An 18,149-nucleotide genomic window follows, 5' to 3' on the forward strand; every position below is an offset into this window, starting at 1 on the left:
GACCTTTATACACAAAACTATAAAACTCAGCTACGCATAATACTTATTAGATGCTGCTTATTATAAGAAAATTAGTATTACTACACTATAGTGAGTGACAATATGCAGAACGTAAAGACCGGATTGAATTCCATTGTCAGATACCTAAGCACTAAAAAAGAGGTAGGAAGGCGCAGGATAGGTCTTCTCGTAGACGGACCAAATGTTCTTCGCAAAGAGTTCAATGTAAATCTTGAAGAGATACGGGATGTATTAAAAGAGTACGGTAATGTAAAGGTAGGCAAAGTTTTCCTCAACCAGTACGCATCGGATAAACTTGTTGAAGCCATTGAGAACAATGGGTTTGAGCCTATCATATGTTCAAGTGATGTCGATGTACGCCTTGCGGTGGAAGGTATGGAGTTAGTGTATAACCCTACCATTGATACTCTTGCTCTTGTGACCAGAGATGCCGACTTTAAGCCGTTGTTAAGTAAGGCTAATGAGAACGGGAAAGAAACCATTTTGTTCGGGGTTGAACCGGGTTTCTCTGCGGCTCTCAGGAACTCGGCAGATTATGTGATCATCCTTGAGAACAACGAAATGAATTTCTATGATGATGATTTTTATACATGTGCTCCTGAAAAGTCACAGCGTGTTAAAGAATTAGATGTTGTATCAGAATAAAGATAGGTCAAGTGTTCTTGACCTCATTTATCATTTCTTCCAATCTTTCACTGGAAATACCGTATTTTGTTTCGGCACTATTCTTCACTTTTTCGATAAGGGTGCATAATGCTTCCCTGCTTAGATCATAACCCATGCTCTTAACAATTCCTCTTAATGCCTTCATCCCGGTATGTTTACCAACAATAAGGCGGCGTTGTCCACCTACCATTTCAGGGCTAAACAGTTCATATGTTCTTGGTTCTTCGAGTATTGCACAAACGTGGATGCCAGACTCATGGGAAAATGCATGTTCGCCTATGACTGCTTTTGTTACACCGGGTTTGATACCAGAGTATCTCTCTACTTTTTTAGATAGGTTTGTAATCCTTCTTGTGTCATATCTATCTATATTGTATTGTACTCGCAGAGCTACCAGTATTTCTTCAAGAGAAGCGTTACCTGCTCTTTCTCCTATACCATTGACAGTAGTATGCAACTGTTTAGCACCAGCTTCTGCAGCTGCAAGCGTATTGGCTGTGGCCATGCCAAGATCGTCATGGCAATGCATGCATAATGGAGTCTTGACAACCTTTTTTATCTCTTTCACAAGATAATATGTACTGCTTGGGTTGAGAATACCGATCGTATCCGCGATGCTGACATAGTTGACCTTATATTCCTCTGCAGCAAGAAAAGCTCGTTTTAGAGTTTCTATATCAGTTCTGCTACCATCTTCAGCAGCAAACCTTACTCCCAATCCATGATCCTTTGCATATTGCACTGCTTCCATGGCAAGAGCGAACATTTCTTCATAGCTTTTGTGGTATTTGTACTTCAGATGAAGCTCTGACATTGCAATGAATATACTCACAAAATCTACGTCACAATCAATGGCAGTTTCTACATCACTCACCTTGGAACGTGCCAGACAACATGTCTTGGCATTGAGTCCCATATTAGCAATATCTTTGACAATTTCTTTTTCGGTATTTGAGACCACAGGGAAGCCAGATTCTATTATATCTACACCGATTGCATCCAGTTCGGTTGCAATATCCATTTTTTCTTCCCTTGTAAAAACCACTCCTGGAGTCTGCTCTCCATCACGCAATGTCACATCGCATATTTCGATATCAAGGGGTTTTAGATTAAGGAACTGCATCAATTCATTCTGTGAGTAATCTTTATGTATATTCATATATCTATCACATTCAAAAAGGTCTTAATGTTTCTATAGCTGCAAATTCGCAAGGATATTAAATATAATTTTCGCAATCAAGCGATACTATTATAATCCAAATGACCGGTATGCTGCTACCATTTGAAAGAAAATGAAGGAAAATCTCAGGAAAGCTTACTTTTCACTTTCTCGTAGAAACCATCGAGTGGCATTTTCACAAAACGTGCAGGATTCTCAGCTCTTGTGAGAGTTATTACATCATGTTCATGTACATGGTATGTGTGTTGCCCATCTAGTACAACAGCAGCCTCTTTTTCAGGAATTGTCATTGTAAGCTTGATCTTACTGCTGCCGGGTACGATCCAGGGCCTTGCTGAAAGCTTAAATGGAGCAAGAGGTACTATTAATGTCGCATCTACCCTAGGATCAATAATAGGCCCTCCCGCACTCATGGCGTAAGCAGTAGAGCCCGTAGGCGTTGCTATTACTACGCCGTCAGCCCGAAGCTCATCTATCTGAGAGTCATCTACGCAAATACTAAAAGAGAGCATTTTTGCAGCTCTTGAAGTTATGAGTACCAGTTCATTTGTGGCACATGGAAGATTTTCATTATTAAGCTTTACAGCAAGCCTTGAAAGCTCTATGTAGGTAAAACCTTTAAGTACATTTTCGATGGTTTCAATGGCATCCTCAGGTTTCACATCTACCAAAAATCCCAATGTACCCATATTTATACCGAGCAAAGGCAGAGGATCATCCATTTTGGAGATAGTTCGAAGCACAGTTCCATCTCCTCCAATTACTATTATAAGCTCCACTCCTGCTTTTCGCATAGAATCTATTGCCATGCAAGGGTGCTTATTCTTCAGATGCTGGGCTGTCCTGGGAGCGAGGAATATATCAACTTGATCCCTGAAACGGGCAATAATTGTCTCTACCATCTCAAGTGCTTCAGGTCTGTCATATCTTGATACGATTCCTATTTTCTTGAGCATCTCATCATCTCCCTGCAATTTCAAGGATACTCTGGTGGAATATACCGTTTGTGGCTACCATATAAACTTGATTTATAAAATTATCCTGAAGTAACAGCTTACAACCTTTTTCATCAGTCACCATACCTCCTGCTTCTTCTATGATCAGTTTGCCTGCTGCAACATCTGTGAGGCGTAAAGAGCCCCTCACATCTATATATGCATCTAGCTTTCCACAGGCAACATAACACAGTTCAAGAGATATACATCCAAGTATGCGTATCCTCCTTATGGCCTGACTGATATTGGCTGTCTTGGTTACATTATGACGATAGCCATATACACTGATAGAAGACTCCATTAGATTTGAATTCTCTGATGTATGTATTCTTTGTCCATTTAGGTATGCTCCTTTTCCAAGTTCTGCACAATACACATCTCCTGTCACAAGGTCCTTGACATATCCAAAATTGATACCATCATGACAAGGATTAGCAATTGCTATTGAAATGCTATAGAAAGGTATTCCTGCCAAAGCATTGTGGGTTCCATCAAGTGGATCCATTACAATAGTCATTTCAGGATTACTTCCTATCTGTTTTTCTCCAAACTCTTCGCTAATTACGCGCATGGAGCGACCATCATTCTGTAATTCCTGGAATATTGCACTCTCAGAAACTTCATCAATGAGTTTAGTGGGTGTACCATCAGCGCCTATATACAAAGTAGTATCTGCTTCAGGCGTTCCCACAAGATTCTTTATGGCGTTGTATGAGGCTGCAGATACCCTCTCACAAAGTCCCAGCAGCTTGGTATCGATTTGCATAAAAGAATGGGTTTAGATACCCATTGCTTTGTTTGTTTTTTCTATGGATCTTGCACCATTGCTTTCCAGTTCCATCATTGCCCGGATAGCATCCACATTTTCGGGGATAACATCTGATTCCTGGTGGATGGCCTGGAAGAAGTATAATTCTCCTTCATCTACTATTATGGATTTATCCCATATGCAGTTCTCCCACATGTCGCCGCGGGGTCTGCCTATGTCTTTTCCAAGCTCCATGATCTCCGCAGTGGAAGTTATTCCCTGCCCCACAAATCTTATGCGGGACTGTGCAGCTAACAGGTCTACTATGTCATCAGTAGTGCACTGCTTGTTCATTTCAATGTTAAGGCTGTGCAGGTGCATAAGAGTACTAGAAACAATAACTGCTGTAGAGGTGATATTTATGTGAGGTATTACAGATTTTACATCAGGGCCGTGGTGTGATGGTAGCTTGATAGGACTTGGGACAATGGCATTTATTGGTCCTTTCTTCACATCATTGGGATCGGCAGCTCTGCGCATCAGTGTCACACGTACCTTCTTTATTCCAAATTCCTGGTCAATTGGATATATTACTCTGCAAAGTCCGGTTGTGTTGCATGAAACAACTCTTACAAAGTCTTTGCCTAGGGCTTCCTCATAATTTGCAACAGCATTGAATGAACAACCTGCAAGCTCGTGCTCTTCGCCCCCCTGCCAGATAGCTTTGACACCCGCTTTCTTGTACATTTCCTTGTTCTGGTCGCCCAGTCCTCCGGGAGTGCAGTCAACTACTATATCTGCAGCAGCTATCATGTCTTCTATAGTGCCAGCAGCCTGAATTCCGCCTTTTTCCATATCTTTTATCTTTTCAGAAGGTGCATATAAGGAGTAACCCTTATCAAGGGCAGTAAATGCCTCGAAATTGGGTTTAGTTTTAGAAACACCCACTATTTCCATGTCCTTCTGCATTTGCACAGCATCAGCAACACGTTTACCTATTGTTCCGAAGCCATTGATTGCTACTTTTACTTTTGTCATTTATTTATTCCTCTCCTCTTTTGATACATTATAGTAATGACGCTCCCAAAAGACCGTTCATTTAAACATCGATAAAATTATCTATTTTGATTATGGATTATATGTCTTCACATAAATAATACTTATTTACTGTGTATAACAATTTCTCCCTTTGAGAAGTCTATTGTCTTAATAAAGCCATTCAATGTTTTTCTGTCACCAAGTATACCTATAAGCTGTATTGTATCCTCATCCACCATCACTTTAGTGACCGATTCCATTACAAGCTGTCTGGTATTATCCTTTAAAAGTATTACATCTAATTCACACATAAAGATACCTCTCCTTATTCAAACAACCTTGCTACAGAATGTTCCAAATCAACTCCAATGTGCCTTGCTACAGGTTTGCATTTTGCTTTAAGTAAATAAGCGATAGGTCCGATTTCATGTTCTGTAAGAGTTTCGTAGTTTGCCATACCTTTGCTGATTATCAGCGATGCTGATTTAAAAGCATCAATAAGCTCCTGTGGAGCTTGTTCCATATCAACTCCAATAGAGCCACAGCCCGTGGTAAGTACTTTATCGACTTTTGCGTCGATCCCCAGTTCCTTTACATCTTTCATTGTAACGTCGGTCAGTATGGGCTTTCCTCTTACCACCAGGGTTACATGTCCCCCAAGCTTTTTGATAACGTCAAAAACCAAAGTATCAAGCAGAATCTCTCCGCAGTTGTCTGCAATATATACTACGTTCTCCAGCATTTCGGTCATTCTGGGTGTATCATCAATGTCAAGCCCTCTGATAAAATGCTTTCTGAATGTTTCGTCAAATACATTTATTGGCACTTCAAGTCCCATTACTCCAAAATCAAAGAAATTGCCAATCACAGCTGCAAGCACAGCCCTCCTGAAAAGTTCTGAATCTGATGGATTGCCATCATAGACCATTGATCGTGCGATCGGGAATACTTTTTCAGCAGTTATGTTGCATACTTCTTTCATATCCCTGTAAGGATCTTCGTCATCCAGCATCTCATATGCTTTTCTATGCATTGATGTAGAGACTAATGCTGCAGGCACTCCCGGGGCATACGTGTTATTGAGTATCAGGATGCATTCCTTCATGATTTTATCTATTAACACTTCATCATTGGTAGATAACTTTGATTCATAGTGAACCCTCGAAAGCAGGCAGTATGAGCATTGTGGATCGACTTTCATGGTGATTTCCTGCGTAAAGCTTTCGTAGTAATCGGATATATCCAAAATAAGCTTGTTGTTTGATGTAAGCCTATAGATAAAAAGTTTTTATATTATAAAACAATTGAAAGTAGTGTTTATCTTATTATTGGCTAAAACCTGATTGTAATGAAACTTAATGTCGAACATGGAAGATATGTCATACTGGGTAGTATCGATGGGATACTTGCAGTATTGGGTGTAGTAATTGGAACATCTCATGTGGCTAATGATCCTTCTATAATTATTAATGCAGCTTTTGGAGGAGCCCTCGCACTTGCTCTTACCAATGGTGTGGGATCATATCTTGCTGAAAGTGCTGTTGAGTACGGAAAGCTTGCGGAGCTTGAAAAGCCCCTGCTTCGAAGCCTGGCATGTACTTCGATTGAAAGGCAGACTAAAAGGAAGATTTGGAGTGATTCCATTTTTCACGGGGGTGCAAGCTTCTTGGGCTCAATGGTCCCTATACTGCCATTTGTAATACTGAAAGAGCACATGCTTGAGGTATCTATTATCCTAAGTATTCTGGTTCTTTCTGTCCTTGGTCTGTACTCCGGGAAACTTGCAAAACAAAATCTGATCAAGCACTCTGCCCGTATGGTGGGTCTTGGAATAGTTATTGTCATTGCCGTGACATCTCTTGGGCTTGAACATTAAACCTAATAAGTTACGTTGCTCCAGAAATTGCGCTCTGGGATTTCCTTTTTTTCCATAAGTTCTTAAATTAATATGGTAATTGCAAATGTAGTTACCATTTTTAATAATCGACAGACTTAAATTGTATAACTTGCGACACCTTTTGGGATTAATATGAATATAAAATGGCTGATTGTTGCAATATTGCTGATAGCGGTGGCCGCTTCAGGGTGTGGCGATAAAGATACTACCACCATTGAAACAGATGAAGGACAAACAGTTGAGGTAACCACAGATCAAGACAATCAAGACGATTGGTGTGCTGTAGGGACTTCATGGAAAATGAGCGATCCAAAAACAGGACAAGAAGCTTCTTGGCAAATTACTGGTTCAGAGGTAATTGATGGTGTGGAAATGTGCAAGGCAGAGTACAATACCAATAATCCAGATGATGATGTAGTTAAGATGGAGTGGATGTGGTCAGAGGATAATGAGAGGGTGTCGTGGATTTATTATAATGCTACTGGTGATGTAGTATACAAAATGGAGACTAAAGACGGGAAGACAACCATAGAGGATGAAAGTGGTCAGGTTACCGAATTCCAGTCTAGTCAATAAATTTCTTTTTTCTTTTTTTGTAGGATATGCTTACCTATATATAATATAATTACTAACAGTAATAATCATGCACCTTCCTACACCAGAAAGTATCCGGCAGAAAAGGACTGAGCTTGGGCTTACCCAGAGTGAACTGGCAAAAAGGGCAGGTGTCAGCCAGCCATTAATAGCTCGCATTGAAGCTGGTGATGTAGATCCTCGTCTTTCTACTCTGAAACGTATTTTTGATGCTTTTGATGATAGTGAAAAGGAAAGCCACGTGCTGGCAAAGAATATTATGAACACAAGTGTCATATCCATAAGTGCTGACGAGCCGGTGGATGCTGCAGTTAAGATCATGGAAGAAAATGATATTTCTCAGATACCGGTAGTTGAAAATGGTGTGCCTATCGGAAGCATCTCTGAAGAAACTATCGTACGTTCTATGGCAGGAAAAAAAGCCATGGAAGTCTCAAAAATGAAGATAAGAACCCTAATGGGGGATACTTTTCCTGTGGTTTCCCCGGGAACTCATGTTAAAATGGTTTCCCATCTTCTCGAAACCATGCCTGCTGTGATAGTTCTGGAAAAAGGGCAGATTGCAGGTGTTGTCACAAAGCATGATCTTATGAAATTATTGCGCGGCTGAAGATCACTGCACTCGACTATATTATATATAAGGTCTACATTTAACAGGTCGAAATCTCCGACAAATCGAAAAGCATATCTTACAGCACAATCATTTTATCCAAGGTTTCAGGCGATATACATGAATTTAGAAGACACTTTGCTTATGATGCCGGGGCCTGTGCCCGTTGCACCCAGAGTATTGAGGGCGATGTCAAAACCTATGATCAATCATAGGAGTGGTGCGTTCTCAGACATGTACGACGACTGCAGGCAGATATTATCTGGTATTTTTAACACTAAGAACGACATTTTTATAATCAGTGGTTCAGGCACCGCAGCCATGGAAGCTGCAGTGGGCTGTACCACAAATCCTAATGACAGGATCATCACCATTGAAAACGGTAAATTTGGTGAAAGGTTCAAGAATATCGCAAAAAGATATGGAAAAGTAGATCCCCTTGCATTTGAGTGGGGAGATTCTGTGGACCTTGAGCAACTCGAAGAGAAACTGAAAGAAGGAGCAAAAGCCGTTACTCTTGTTCATAATGAAACCTCTACGGGTATCCTTAATCCTGCAAAAGAGATAGGTAAGCTTACTAAAGAATACGGTGCCCTTTTTATCATGGATGGTGTCACATCACTTGGCGGGGATCTCGTTAAAGTGGATGAATGGAACGTGGATATTGCTCTTGTAGGATCACAGAAATGCTTGGCTACTCCTCCGGGACTTTCAGTGGTGTCAGTAAGCGAGAAGGCAGTAGAGGCTATGAATGGTGTAGAGCGCATGCCCTACTATCTGGATTTGAAGGCTTACAAAAAGAGCACAGAAAAAAGCCAGCGGGAGACTCCATATACTCCGGCCATACCTCTGTTCTATGCTCTTCAGGAAGCTTTACACATCATTAAGGAAGAAGGCATGGAAGCCAGGATAAAACGTCATTGCACAGAAGCTGCTGCAGTAAGGGCTGCTGTAGATGCAATGGGAATTGAAATGCTGCCCAACCTCAATGAATACAGTCATTATTCCAATACCGTAAGTGCAATGAAGGCACCAGAAGGTGTTACTGGTAATGATATCAAGAAGGATATGCAGGCAAGAGGTATTGTGATCGCAGGTGGCCAGGACAGGCTCAGCGGCAAGATCTTCAGGATAGGCAACATGGGTAATGTGCAGCCAAAAGATATCCTGCTTACAGTTGCAGAACTTGAGATCGTGCTTAAGAAACGCGGTATAGTCTCAAGTGTAGGACCAGGTATAGAGGCTGCAAGCGACGTACTTGATACATTGTGAACAAGTGATTCTACATGGCTACAATAGGCATCGCTGATACCACATTTGCACGTTTTGATATGGGAAGTGCAGCTATTGACGAGGTAAAAAGGCACGTCTCAGTAAAGATCAAAAGAGTTACTGTACCTGGTATCAAAGATTTGCCTGTAGCTGCCAAACGACTTATAGAGGACAAGAAAGAGCCCTGTGATCTTGTCATTGCTCTGGGTATGCCCGGGAAAATGGAAAAGGACAAGATGTGTGCGAACCAGGCTTCCATGGGCCTTATACAGGCACAGTTGATGACAAATACTCATATCATTGAGGTGTTTGTGCATGAAGATGAAGCAAAGGATGAAAGAGAACTTGCTTTTCTCATGGAGCAAAGGTCAAGAGAGCATGCGGTAAATGCAGTAAAGCTGTTGTTCAAACCTGAGGCTCTTATTAAGGAAGCAGGCACCGGTCAAAGGCAGGGCTTTGAAGATGTTGGAGCGGTGCGTACGTAAAGACAGTTATATAATAAAGAATGTATATATTATATGTATTTCAGGGTGAATGTTACATGACCATTAATCTCGGATTTGTCATTGCAGAATTCAACAGGGACCTTACTTATCAGATGGAATTGCTAGGTGAGGAACATGCTAAGTTCCTCGGAGCCACAGTTAAGGAAAAAATACTGGTTCCCGGAGTATATGATATGCCTCTTGCGATCAAGAAGCTTTGTAAGAGGGAAGATATAGATGCCGTTGTAACCATTGGCTCAGTAATTGAAGGGGCTACAAAGCACGATGAGATCGTGGTCCAGCATGCTGCAAGAAAGATCACTGATCTTTCTCTGGAATATGAAAAACCCGTCACTCTTGGTATTGCAGGTCCGGGTATGTCAAGGCTTGAAGCACACGAACGTGTAGACTATGCCAAGCGTGCCGTAGAGGCAGCCGTAAAATTAGTAAGACGGCTCTGAAAAGAATGATTTAAGGGATACTTATGGCTTCCATAAGACTTGCAAGGATGCAGGAATCTGCTACTATCAAAGCTGCCAACAAGGCAAGCGAGATGTTAAAACAAGGGATAGATGTCATAAATTTTAATCTTGGAGAGCCGGATTTCGATACTCCCAAGCACATATGTGATGCTGCTGCAGATGCTATGTACAGGGGGGAAACACATTACACTCCTGCTGCAGGTATTCCAGAATTAAGGGAAGCCATAGCTGAGAAGCTCAGAGTTGAGAATGGCCTGGAGACAAAAGCATCAAATGTCATCGTTACTCCAGGAGCAAAACAGGCGATATTCTCTATTATGATGTCAGTACTTGGAGATAGAGAGGAAGCCATTCTTTTCGATCCCGCATGGGTCTCATACGAAGCCTGTATCCATTTTGCAGGTGCAGAACCTGTATGGGTATCTACAGATCCTGAAAATGGCTTTGAACCATATGATGTTGGAGAATACATCACAGATAAGACAAGGATGATTGTGATAAACAGTCCTTGTAATCCTACAGGCAGTGTATATGACAAAAAGACTCTCAAATGCATTGCTGACCATGCTATTGATAATGACTTGCTTGTTCTTTCCGATGAGATTTATGAAAAAATAACCTATGGAAAAGAGCATATTAGCATAGGTTCTATGGATGGAATGCAGGATCGTACAATTACTGTTAACGGTTTTTCCAAGGCTTATGCCATGACGGGCTGGAGGCTTGGATATGTATCTGCTGCACCAGATATTTTCAAAGGTATCCTGAAGATACAGTCAAACTCTGTAAGCGGTGCCACTACTTTTGTTCAATTTGGTGGTGTAGCTGCTTTAGAGGGGACTCAGGAGCCTGTATATGATATGGTAAAGGAGTTCCATGCAAGAAGGGACATTCTGGTGGATGGGTTGAATTCCATTGGTATAGACTGCCACAAGCCAGAAGGAGCATTCTATGTCTTTGCTGATGTAAGTGAGTATGGAGGCGGAGACCAGATAACAGACAGGCTTCTCAATGAGGCACATGTATCAGTGACCCAAGGTTCCTCTTTCGGTGAAAGCGGAAAGAACTTTGTCAGGCTCTCTTATGCTACTTCTCAGCAACGTATACATGAAGGACTAGAACGCATTGAAGATCTTCTTTGCTGATCTTCAATTGCACCTTTCCATTATTTTCTTGACGATTTTTGCACTGCTGCACAGGGGACATTGTTCGGATTTTTCGATTCTTACAACACGGACATAGAATCCTCTTTTGTGCAGTTCGTTTTCAAGTTCATCTTCATTAAAATGCTGATCATATCCTAAAGCAATGATATCAGGTTTTATTTCCATTATGGGTAGGAATATGTCCTCTTCACTTCCAAGTATTGCTTTATCCACCATCTTGAGGGCATTGATCATCTCTACCCTCTGGTCTTCAGGTATTACTGGTTTTGGTTTATGCCTTATCATGGAATCCCTTGCAACGATAACATATAGCTCATTTCCTAATGCTTTACATTCTCTCAGGTATGCCAGATGCCCTGGATGTAACAGATCAAAAGTTCCTGTTGCTAAGACCCTTATCAATCATATCACCTGGAATTGTATGAGGTAGAAGGATACTACCTTTAATAATGTTGTGTAGAAAAGGTCTCTGATAACTTAAAGTTGTATCAACAAACTTTAAGTACTTATTCAACATGCCATTAACTCAAATCTTTAATGAGAGTTTCAGTTTTTCAATCTGGAAAAACAGCCTCATCTCCTTTGTATTTTCGATAGGAGATAATTCTAAGTGAGCTTATTCTCATTTTAGGTGATATTAAATCGAAAGCAGGTCTCTTGAGAACCTAAAGTAGAGAACATAAGAAATAACATTGTTATATTAAAGAAAGTTCATATACACTAATACATAATATGTAGTGGAATAAATTACCACATGTAATATATAGTTGTTTTAACTAATTACGTTCCAGTTGCAAAGGTAGGTAGCATGGTCAACAAATCTATCACTGAGATCAATAACAGAATTAAAGATGGAAGCGTCAACGTAGTGACTGCTGAAGAGATGGTTGGGATTGTAGCAGAGCTTGGTGCAGAAGGAGCAGCAAGAGAAGTGGATGTGGTAACTACAGGCACTTTCGGTGCAATGTGCTCTTCAGGTGTTTTTCTAAATTTTGGTCATGCGGAACCTCCTATCAAGATGCAGAAGGTATGGCTTAACGATGTTGAAGCATATACTGGTGTAGCTGCAGTAGATGCCTATATTGGAGCCACTCAGGTATCGGAAACCCTGGGAATGGAATATGGAGGGGCTCACGTCATAGAAGATCTTATCCGAGGAAATTCAGTTGATTTGCATGCTATCTCTCCGGGAACCGATTGTTATCCCCGAAAGATCCTCGATACAACACTCGATATTAATGATATGAACCAGGCTATAATGCTCAATCCCCGTAATGCATACCAAAAGTACAATGCAGCTACTAACAGTACTTCTCAAAAACTATACACTTACATGGGATCTTTGATGCCTAATTACGGCAATGTTACATATTCCGGTGCAGGTGTATTATCTCCTCTTTCCAATGACCCTGAATACCGGACCATTGGGACAGGTACGCGTATTTTTCTTGGAGGAGCACAAGGGTACATAGTAGGTGAGGGTACTCAGCATTCTTCAAAGAGCGGATTTGGTACATTGATGGTTCAGGGAGATCTCAAGGAAATGGATGCCGAATTCGTGCGTGCTTCTACTTTCACAGGATATGGCGTGTCTTTATATGTGGGAATGGGCATCCCTATACCAATACTTGATGAAAAGGTTGCACTTGCCACTGCAGTGTCAGATGCTGATATTACTACGAAGGTTATTGATTACGGAATACCCAGCCGTGACAGGCCTGTTGTCAGAGATGTCACTTATGAAGAGCTCAGGTCTGGTTCCATTGAGATCAAAGGGCGTGAGGTTACAACTTCATCACTTTCAAGTTTTAAGCGTTCCAGGCAGATAGCGGGTATTTTGAAAGACTGGATTTCTCATGGGGAGTTCTTCCTGTCACAACCTGCAGAGAGATTACCAGCTGATACTGTCTCCAAGCCAATGAAACAAACACGTGGAACAGCCCTGGTCAAAGATATTATGGCCAAAGATGTGGTGACTATTCACAAGAATGCCAGCGTCTATGACGCAGCCAAAAAGATCATGGATGTTTCTTTTAACCATCTGCCTGTGGTCACTGAGAACAATATCCTTGTAGGTATAGTGACAGCATGGGACATTTCAAAAGCAGTTGCTCAGAATACATTTGATCTGGTAGAGAATATCATGACAAGGAAAGTCATCACTGCTACGGATACTGAACAGGTAACCATTGCAGCCAGAAGGCTTGAGCAACATGGTGTATCTGCAATGCCTGTGGTGGATGAGCACCATCATGTTATAGGTATTATTACCAGCGATGATATCAGTATGCTTTTTGCCAGGAGGAACTGAAATGAAGATAAGGATCATCATAAACAGGGACATTGTTACTAAACCAATATTGGCTGAGGCTATAATTGAAACTGGCATTCCTCTGAACATTGCACAGGCGCATTTTGATTCCGCTACAGGTGAGGTCATAGCAGATATAACAGATACAGAATACAGGGCTATCAAGAATGCACTGGTTTCCAGAGGAGCTGAAGTGATCCGACTGGATACTCCTATTAACTGGGATGAAGAGGAGTGCGTGGAATGTGGCGGCTGTATTTCAGTATGTCCGACAAAAGTGTTTTCAATGGATAAAGACTGGAACCTTAAAGTGGACAATACGAAATGTATCCAGTGCGGCACATGTATAGAAATGTGTCCTCATGATGCACTTTCTTTAGATGTATAAAATCCTGGCTTAGTTTATCTGAAAGGGATCAAATGAAGGAGCATTTCCAGCTTAAAGAGACAATAGTAACTATAGTGGCAGACCAGGAATTGCACATAACAAAAGCAAAAGAATCCATTCATTACCACCGTGCAGCTCTGGAGCGTTTCATATCATATGATCCTTTTTTCAGATCAACCCTGGAACCTTACGATTGCCCGGAAAATGCACCGGAAGTGGTGAAAAGAATGATTATTGCAGGCAATACTATGGGTATTGGTCCCATGAGTGCTGTTGCAGGTACCATTGCTTCACTAGCCGTCGAAGCTATGGCAGATGCAGGAGCCACTTTTGCCATTGTTGATAATGGGGGGGACATCGCTCTCATTAATGATAGGCCAGTTACCATTGGTGTCTACGCAGGCGCTTCTCCCATCAAGGACCTGGCCTTCAGGTTGCCATGCCATGATCGTATTACCGGTATCTGCACTTCTTCTGGTACTGTGGGGCCATCCATTAGTTTTGGAATGGCTGATGCTGCTATTATTTTCTCAGATGATGTCGCTTTGGCAGATGCTGCAGCCACTGCATTGGGGAATGCTACATCTATCGGTAAAGAAGCAGTGGAAAAAGCCTTTGATGTTGTGAAGCCCGTTTCGGGTATAAAAGGAGCGATTGTGATACAGGGAGAATATATTGGGATGTGGGGTGTCATCCCGGAAATGGTCAGAGCTGATGTAAGTTATGACTGTATCACTAAAGGCTAATGTTATGTTTGGACTGTAGCTAGGTAGACTTCCTCATATGGTTGTATTACCACAAATCCTTCCCCTGTGAATGCCATTTGGAAGCTTTCCCCACTTGACCTGCCAACAAAAGTCTTTAGAGATATATCAGTACGTAGGTCCGGTTGCAGATTCCCTGACCATGCAACGGTAGCATTTGGATCTGTGAATACCGGTCGTTCTTTTGTAACTTGCAGTGTTAGCGGATCATAATGTGTAGTGATTGCAACCATACCTTTTCCTTCAAGCAGTACGTTGAAAAGACCACCTGAAAGGAAGCCTGCTACTTTTTTCATCATTCTTATGTCCCACTGAATTGTTTCTTCAAAAGCCAGCAGGTCATTGCCATTAACATAAATGGATTGTCCATCCAGTTCCAGTATAGTGACCTTTTTTCCGGTATCAGCAAGGTATAATTTACCCTTTCCTTCTGCTTTGGTAAGACTTAGTCCCTCACCTGTGACAGCTCTCTTTACCAGTTTACCAAGGCCATGTTCCAAGACTCCTTCTCTTGTGAACTTAATATCCCCGTTATAGGCTACCATGGTGCCCTTTTTTATCCATACTCTACCACCCAGGTTAACCTCAAGCAATCTATCACGTTCTAATTCGAACTTACCTTCACCTAGGTCTTTTTGTCCTGTGCTCTCTGCAAATTGATCTACTGAATATCTTCCCACGTTACCACTTATCCTTACTATTTGGCTTTTCACATTGCTATTTTTATATGATATTGATTGTATCGTATACAAATATTAATAATGAACACTAATCTAATATAGTGATAGCATAATAAAATACTACTCGTATTGACGTGGAGTGATGAATCATGGTGAAAGTTACACTTGTTACTGCCCAGTGGTGTCACTATTGCCCCACTGCAAAAAAAGTCTGGAGAGACCTTAAAGAAAAGTTTAATTTTGAATATGAGGAGATAGATTATGAGTCTCCAGAAGGCGAAAAACTTATAGAGAAGTTTTCCATAGTATCGGTTCCCACAACTATTATCGATGATCAAATTGTTTTTGTTGGAGTTCCGGACAAAGCACAAGCTAGCAAAACTCTAGAAAAACCAGTTTAACTAATACGTGCCGGGTTATTGACATGTATGACTTGATCATAGTGGGAGCAGGGCCTGCGGGACTAACTGCAGGGATATATGCTGTAAGGTATGGACTTAACACCATAGTACTTGAAAAGGAAGTACTGCCAGGTCAGATTGCAGCAACAGATCTGATTGAAAATTATACCGGTTTCACAGCCATATCAGGTCCAGAACTAATGCAAAAGTTCAAAGAACATGCAGAGAGTGCGGGAGTGAAAATCGAATTCGCACATGTCTCCTTAGTAAGGTCAGAAAATGAGAAGAAAGTTGTAGTAACAGACAATGGTGACTTTGAGGCCAAAGCTGTTATCATCGCTACCGGTGCAAATCCTAAAAAACTGGGTATTCCAGGAGAAGATGAGTTTTTAAGCAAAGGCGTCTCCTATTGTGCTACATGTGACGCTCCCTTCTATAAAGGGAAAACAGTGATGGTTGTTGGAGGAGGTGAGTCTGCACTTACAGATGCTCTTATTCTTTCAAATATAGCCAAAAAGGTGTATGTCGTACATAGAAGGGATAAATTACGCGCTTGCACAATACTGCAACAAAGAGCATCGAAGAGAGACAACATCGAGATAATATGGGATACCATCCCTGAGAAAATAGAAGGAAAGGCCAAAGTTGAGAATGTAATACTACGGAACCTGAAAACTGATACAGTATCCAGTATGCCTGTAGATGGAGTTTTTATATACGTAGGTATCCGCCCCAATACAGAGTTTGTAAACGTTAATAAGAACGGTTCAGGTTTTATAGTAACAAATGAAAAATTAGAAACATCTGTAGCAGGCATTTATGCAGCAGGTGATTGCAGGAACACTCCTATCTGGCAGGTTGTTACTGCAGTTGCAGATGGTGCAGTGGCTGCGGTGTTTGCACATGAGTACATCTTAGGTCTTAAGATTTGACGGTAAGATAGATTATACGAAATAACGTTAAGGGGGAGCAACAGATGAAATGTAATAATGATACAGATGGTAAGTCCTGTCTGCAGATATGTGAGGACTCTACCGCTGATGATCTGCAACCTATAGCAGAGGCTGTGCATGCTTTGCTGGGTATCCCTATCACTATCCGAAGCCGCAATAAAAGAGGCATTCGTATGGAAAGGGGAATAGTCATGGATCGGGATTATACGGGTCCTATACTCGAAGAAGTGCTAAAGACAAATAAGATAACTCACACAGTCCCCATAGATGGGCCGTATAAAGGGAAGGCAGTTGTAGTAGCACCCATATGCACCTCGGATGGAAACGCCATTGGAGCTGTGGGTGTAGTTGACCTGGTTGCAGCCCTTGACATACTATCAATGTTCAAGGAATACCCCGGTATCTTTGATGAGGTCGAGGAATCAAAAAAGAGACTGCAGTGACCTGCAGCCGCTCAGAAATTCTTTCTCTGCAGATGCTTAATGTACTTTAGGATAACTACGGCTACTATTGATATTGAAATAGAAGTGAGTATCACAAGTGTCAGATTACCGGCCTCTGCAAATTTCATCATCTCATAAAATAGAAAAGCGGATATGGCAAATCCTGCGATCAAGAATGCAATGGCCTGAGAACTAAAAAGGGGTTCCTGTGGTTTTTCCATATTCTTTGGACAAACCTTTATCCCTTTTAAGCTTTCTGTTTCAATTATATATTCAGACGATCTCCAGCACGTCGATACCGAATTCATAGAGCATCTTGTTTAGTTCAAACAGGGGCAGTCCCACTACATTGAAATAATCTCCGTCTATTTTTTCTACAATTATTGCTCCCTTTCCCTGTATAGCAAAAGCTCCTGCTTTGTCAATGGGTTCTTTAGTTTTTACATAAGCCTCTATTTCAGCACCTGACATTTTTTTAATTGTCACGCTCGTAGTTTCCGACGCACTACTCTGAATCTTAGAATCGATATCGATTACAGTTAAACCGGTGATGACCTTTACTCTTTTACCGCTGATCTGCAGGAGCATTTCCCGTGCTTTATCTTCAGTATGAGGTTTCCCAAGGATCTCCCCATCACAAAGTACTACCGTATCAGCTCCGATAACTATTCCATGACTTGTCACAGAAGCGACTTCTCTTGCTTTTTCTCCGGAATTGTAGATTACAAATTCAAGAGGCTTCATCTCAGGTTGTGGCTTTTCATGATATGAGCTCTCTACCACCTTAAAGTTGTCTCCTATCAATTGCCTGAGCAATTCTTTTCTACGAGGAGATGCAGAGGCGAGTATAATTTGTCTCATAATCTTAAGTTTCAAGAATAGTTTAAATCAATGCTGGTATTGCATGGCTTATGTAAATTTTACAGCTTGAAACTTTTGTACAAAGCCGGTAATTCTAATCTTTTCGATGTTTTTATATAGGGACTGTGTCCCATGTTTAATTAAGTATAGTATAAAAGGATCGAAGTTTCTGGATATTCTGTCTAAGCTATCAT

24 protein-coding genes are annotated in these 18,149 nt (G+C 41.2%); 14 read left to right on the plus strand and 10 right to left on the minus strand.

The genetic code is table 11. The features are described from left to right. Positions 1–102: 102 nt before the first annotated feature. The gene (locus tag ACC612_RS05485; protein WP_371853486.1) at positions 103–666 is read left to right on the plus strand and encodes a TIGR00288 family NYN domain-containing protein; all 564 of its coding nucleotides are present in this window, start codon (positions 103–105) and stop codon (positions 664–666) included. A 7-nt stretch (positions 667–673) separates the two neighbouring features. Here ACC612_RS05485 and ACC612_RS05490 read toward each other — a convergent pair whose 3' ends face one another. From ACC612_RS05490 to ACC612_RS05515, 6 genes are all read right to left on the minus strand, one after another. After that, a complete protein-coding gene (locus ACC612_RS05490) occupies positions 674–1,846 on the minus strand; it encodes a homocitrate synthase family protein (protein ID WP_371853487.1) in 1,173 nt (390 codons plus the stop codon). Between the two features lie 146 nt (positions 1,847–1,992). Next, the gene (locus ACC612_RS05495; protein WP_371853488.1) at positions 1,993–2,823 is read right to left on the minus strand and encodes an NAD(+)/NADH kinase; all 831 of its coding nucleotides are present in this window, start codon (positions 2,821–2,823) and stop codon (positions 1,993–1,995) included. A gap of 4 nt (positions 2,824–2,827) precedes the next feature. Beyond that, positions 2,828–3,628, minus strand: coding sequence for a bifunctional fructose-bisphosphatase/inositol-phosphate phosphatase (locus ACC612_RS05500; protein ID WP_371853489.1), 801 nt, complete (start codon positions 3,626–3,628; stop codon positions 2,828–2,830). A 12-nt stretch (positions 3,629–3,640) separates the two neighbouring features. After that, the gene (locus ACC612_RS05505) at positions 3,641–4,648 is read right to left on the minus strand and encodes a type II glyceraldehyde-3-phosphate dehydrogenase (RefSeq protein WP_371853490.1); all 1,008 of its coding nucleotides are present in this window, start codon (positions 4,646–4,648) and stop codon (positions 3,641–3,643) included. A 122-nt stretch (positions 4,649–4,770) separates the two neighbouring features. After that, positions 4,771–4,959 (minus strand): CooT family nickel-binding protein, encoded by a 189-nt coding sequence (locus ACC612_RS05510; RefSeq protein WP_371853491.1) that lies wholly within the window; start codon positions 4,957–4,959, stop codon positions 4,771–4,773. 14 nt (positions 4,960–4,973) lie between these two features. Then, positions 4,974–5,849 (minus strand): DUF89 domain-containing protein, encoded by an 876-nt coding sequence (locus tag ACC612_RS05515; protein WP_371853492.1) that lies wholly within the window; start codon positions 5,847–5,849, stop codon positions 4,974–4,976. A 147-nt stretch (positions 5,850–5,996) separates the two neighbouring features. Between ACC612_RS05515 and ACC612_RS05520 the strand changes: the two genes are divergently transcribed. The 7 genes from ACC612_RS05520 to ACC612_RS05550 all read left to right on the plus strand — a co-directional run bounded on the left by ACC612_RS05520 (position 5,997) and on the right by ACC612_RS05550 (position 11,133). Then, a complete protein-coding gene (locus ACC612_RS05520) occupies positions 5,997–6,524 on the plus strand; it encodes a VIT1/CCC1 transporter family protein (RefSeq protein WP_371853493.1) in 528 nt (175 codons plus the stop codon). A gap of 153 nt (positions 6,525–6,677) precedes the next feature. Next, positions 6,678–7,121 carry a membrane-binding protein gene (locus tag ACC612_RS05525; protein WP_371853494.1) on the plus strand — a complete coding sequence of 148 codons (444 nt, stop codon included), beginning with the start codon at positions 6,678–6,680 and terminating at the stop codon, positions 7,119–7,121. Positions 7,122–7,188: 67 nt separating this feature from the next. Further along, positions 7,189–7,749 (plus strand): CBS domain-containing protein, encoded by a 561-nt coding sequence (locus ACC612_RS05530; protein WP_371853495.1) that lies wholly within the window; start codon positions 7,189–7,191, stop codon positions 7,747–7,749. A 120-nt stretch (positions 7,750–7,869) separates the two neighbouring features. After that, the gene (locus ACC612_RS05535) at positions 7,870–9,021 is read left to right on the plus strand and encodes an alanine--glyoxylate aminotransferase family protein (protein ID WP_371853496.1); all 1,152 of its coding nucleotides are present in this window, start codon (positions 7,870–7,872) and stop codon (positions 9,019–9,021) included. Between the two features lie 14 nt (positions 9,022–9,035). Further along, positions 9,036–9,506 (plus strand): riboflavin synthase, encoded by a 471-nt coding sequence (gene ribC, locus ACC612_RS05540; RefSeq protein ID WP_371853497.1) that lies wholly within the window; start codon positions 9,036–9,038, stop codon positions 9,504–9,506. Between the two features lie 56 nt (positions 9,507–9,562). After that, entirely contained in the window at positions 9,563–9,967 is a 405-nt protein-coding gene (ribH, locus tag ACC612_RS05545; protein WP_370571956.1) for a 6,7-dimethyl-8-ribityllumazine synthase, read from the plus strand. 23 nt (positions 9,968–9,990) lie between these two features. Further along, positions 9,991–11,133, plus strand: a complete 1,143-nt coding sequence (locus tag ACC612_RS05550; RefSeq protein ID WP_371853498.1) for a pyridoxal phosphate-dependent aminotransferase — start codon at positions 9,991–9,993, stop codon at positions 11,131–11,133. 3 nt (positions 11,134–11,136) lie between these two features. Here ACC612_RS05550 and ACC612_RS05555 read toward each other — a convergent pair whose 3' ends face one another. Next, positions 11,137–11,556, minus strand: coding sequence for an adenylyltransferase/cytidyltransferase family protein (locus ACC612_RS05555; RefSeq protein WP_371853499.1), 420 nt, complete (start codon positions 11,554–11,556; stop codon positions 11,137–11,139). 406 nt (positions 11,557–11,962) lie between these two features. Here ACC612_RS05555 and ACC612_RS05560 point away from each other — a divergent pair, with 406 nt between their 5' ends. The 3 genes from ACC612_RS05560 to ACC612_RS05570 are packed head-to-tail and all read left to right on the plus strand — an operon-like array spanning position 11,963 to position 14,599. Further along, the gene (locus ACC612_RS05560) at positions 11,963–13,465 is read left to right on the plus strand and encodes a homocysteine biosynthesis protein (RefSeq protein ID WP_371853500.1); all 1,503 of its coding nucleotides are present in this window, start codon (positions 11,963–11,965) and stop codon (positions 13,463–13,465) included. 1 nt (position 13,466) lies between these two features. After that, a complete protein-coding gene (locus ACC612_RS05565) occupies positions 13,467–13,853 on the plus strand; it encodes a 4Fe-4S binding protein (protein ID WP_371853501.1) in 387 nt (128 codons plus the stop codon). Positions 13,854–13,885: 32 nt separating this feature from the next. Beyond that, positions 13,886–14,599, plus strand: coding sequence for a UPF0280 family protein (locus ACC612_RS05570; protein WP_371853502.1), 714 nt, complete (start codon positions 13,886–13,888; stop codon positions 14,597–14,599). Between the two features lie 2 nt (positions 14,600–14,601). Here the strand turns inward: ACC612_RS05570 and ACC612_RS05575 are convergent, their stop codons facing one another. After that, the gene (locus ACC612_RS05575; protein WP_371853503.1) at positions 14,602–15,297 is read right to left on the minus strand and encodes an AIM24 family protein; all 696 of its coding nucleotides are present in this window, start codon (positions 15,295–15,297) and stop codon (positions 14,602–14,604) included. 149 nt (positions 15,298–15,446) lie between these two features. Here ACC612_RS05575 and ACC612_RS05580 point away from each other — a divergent pair, with 149 nt between their 5' ends. From ACC612_RS05580 to ACC612_RS05590, 3 genes are read left to right on the plus strand one after another with little or no spacing between them, the layout of a single operon-like run. After that, positions 15,447–15,698, plus strand: coding sequence for a glutaredoxin family protein (locus ACC612_RS05580; RefSeq protein ID WP_371853505.1), 252 nt, complete (start codon positions 15,447–15,449; stop codon positions 15,696–15,698). Between the two features lie 23 nt (positions 15,699–15,721). Beyond that, positions 15,722–16,630, plus strand: a complete 909-nt coding sequence (gene trxB / locus ACC612_RS05585) for a thioredoxin-disulfide reductase (protein WP_371853506.1) — start codon at positions 15,722–15,724, stop codon at positions 16,628–16,630. 44 nt (positions 16,631–16,674) lie between these two features. Then, positions 16,675–17,094: a DUF2111 domain-containing protein gene (locus ACC612_RS05590; RefSeq protein WP_371853507.1), complete on the plus strand. Its 420-nt coding sequence runs from the start codon at positions 16,675–16,677 to the stop codon at positions 17,092–17,094. An 11-nt stretch (positions 17,095–17,105) separates the two neighbouring features. Here ACC612_RS05590 and ACC612_RS05595 read toward each other — a convergent pair whose 3' ends face one another. Both ACC612_RS05595 and ACC612_RS05600 read right to left on the minus strand, forming a co-directional pair. After that, positions 17,106–17,315 carry a hypothetical protein gene (locus tag ACC612_RS05595; RefSeq protein ID WP_371853508.1) on the minus strand — a complete coding sequence of 70 codons (210 nt, stop codon included), beginning with the start codon at positions 17,313–17,315 and terminating at the stop codon, positions 17,106–17,108. 52 nt (positions 17,316–17,367) lie between these two features. Beyond that, entirely contained in the window at positions 17,368–17,955 is a 588-nt protein-coding gene (locus ACC612_RS05600) for a Maf family nucleotide pyrophosphatase (protein ID WP_371853509.1), read from the minus strand. Positions 17,956–18,149 lie beyond the last annotated feature (194 nt).

Origin of the sequence: Methanomethylovorans sp. (genome assembly GCF_041447285.1) — an archaeon.
In the GTDB taxonomy this organism is placed as follows: domain Archaea; phylum Halobacteriota; class Methanosarcinia; order Methanosarcinales; family Methanosarcinaceae; genus Methanomethylovorans.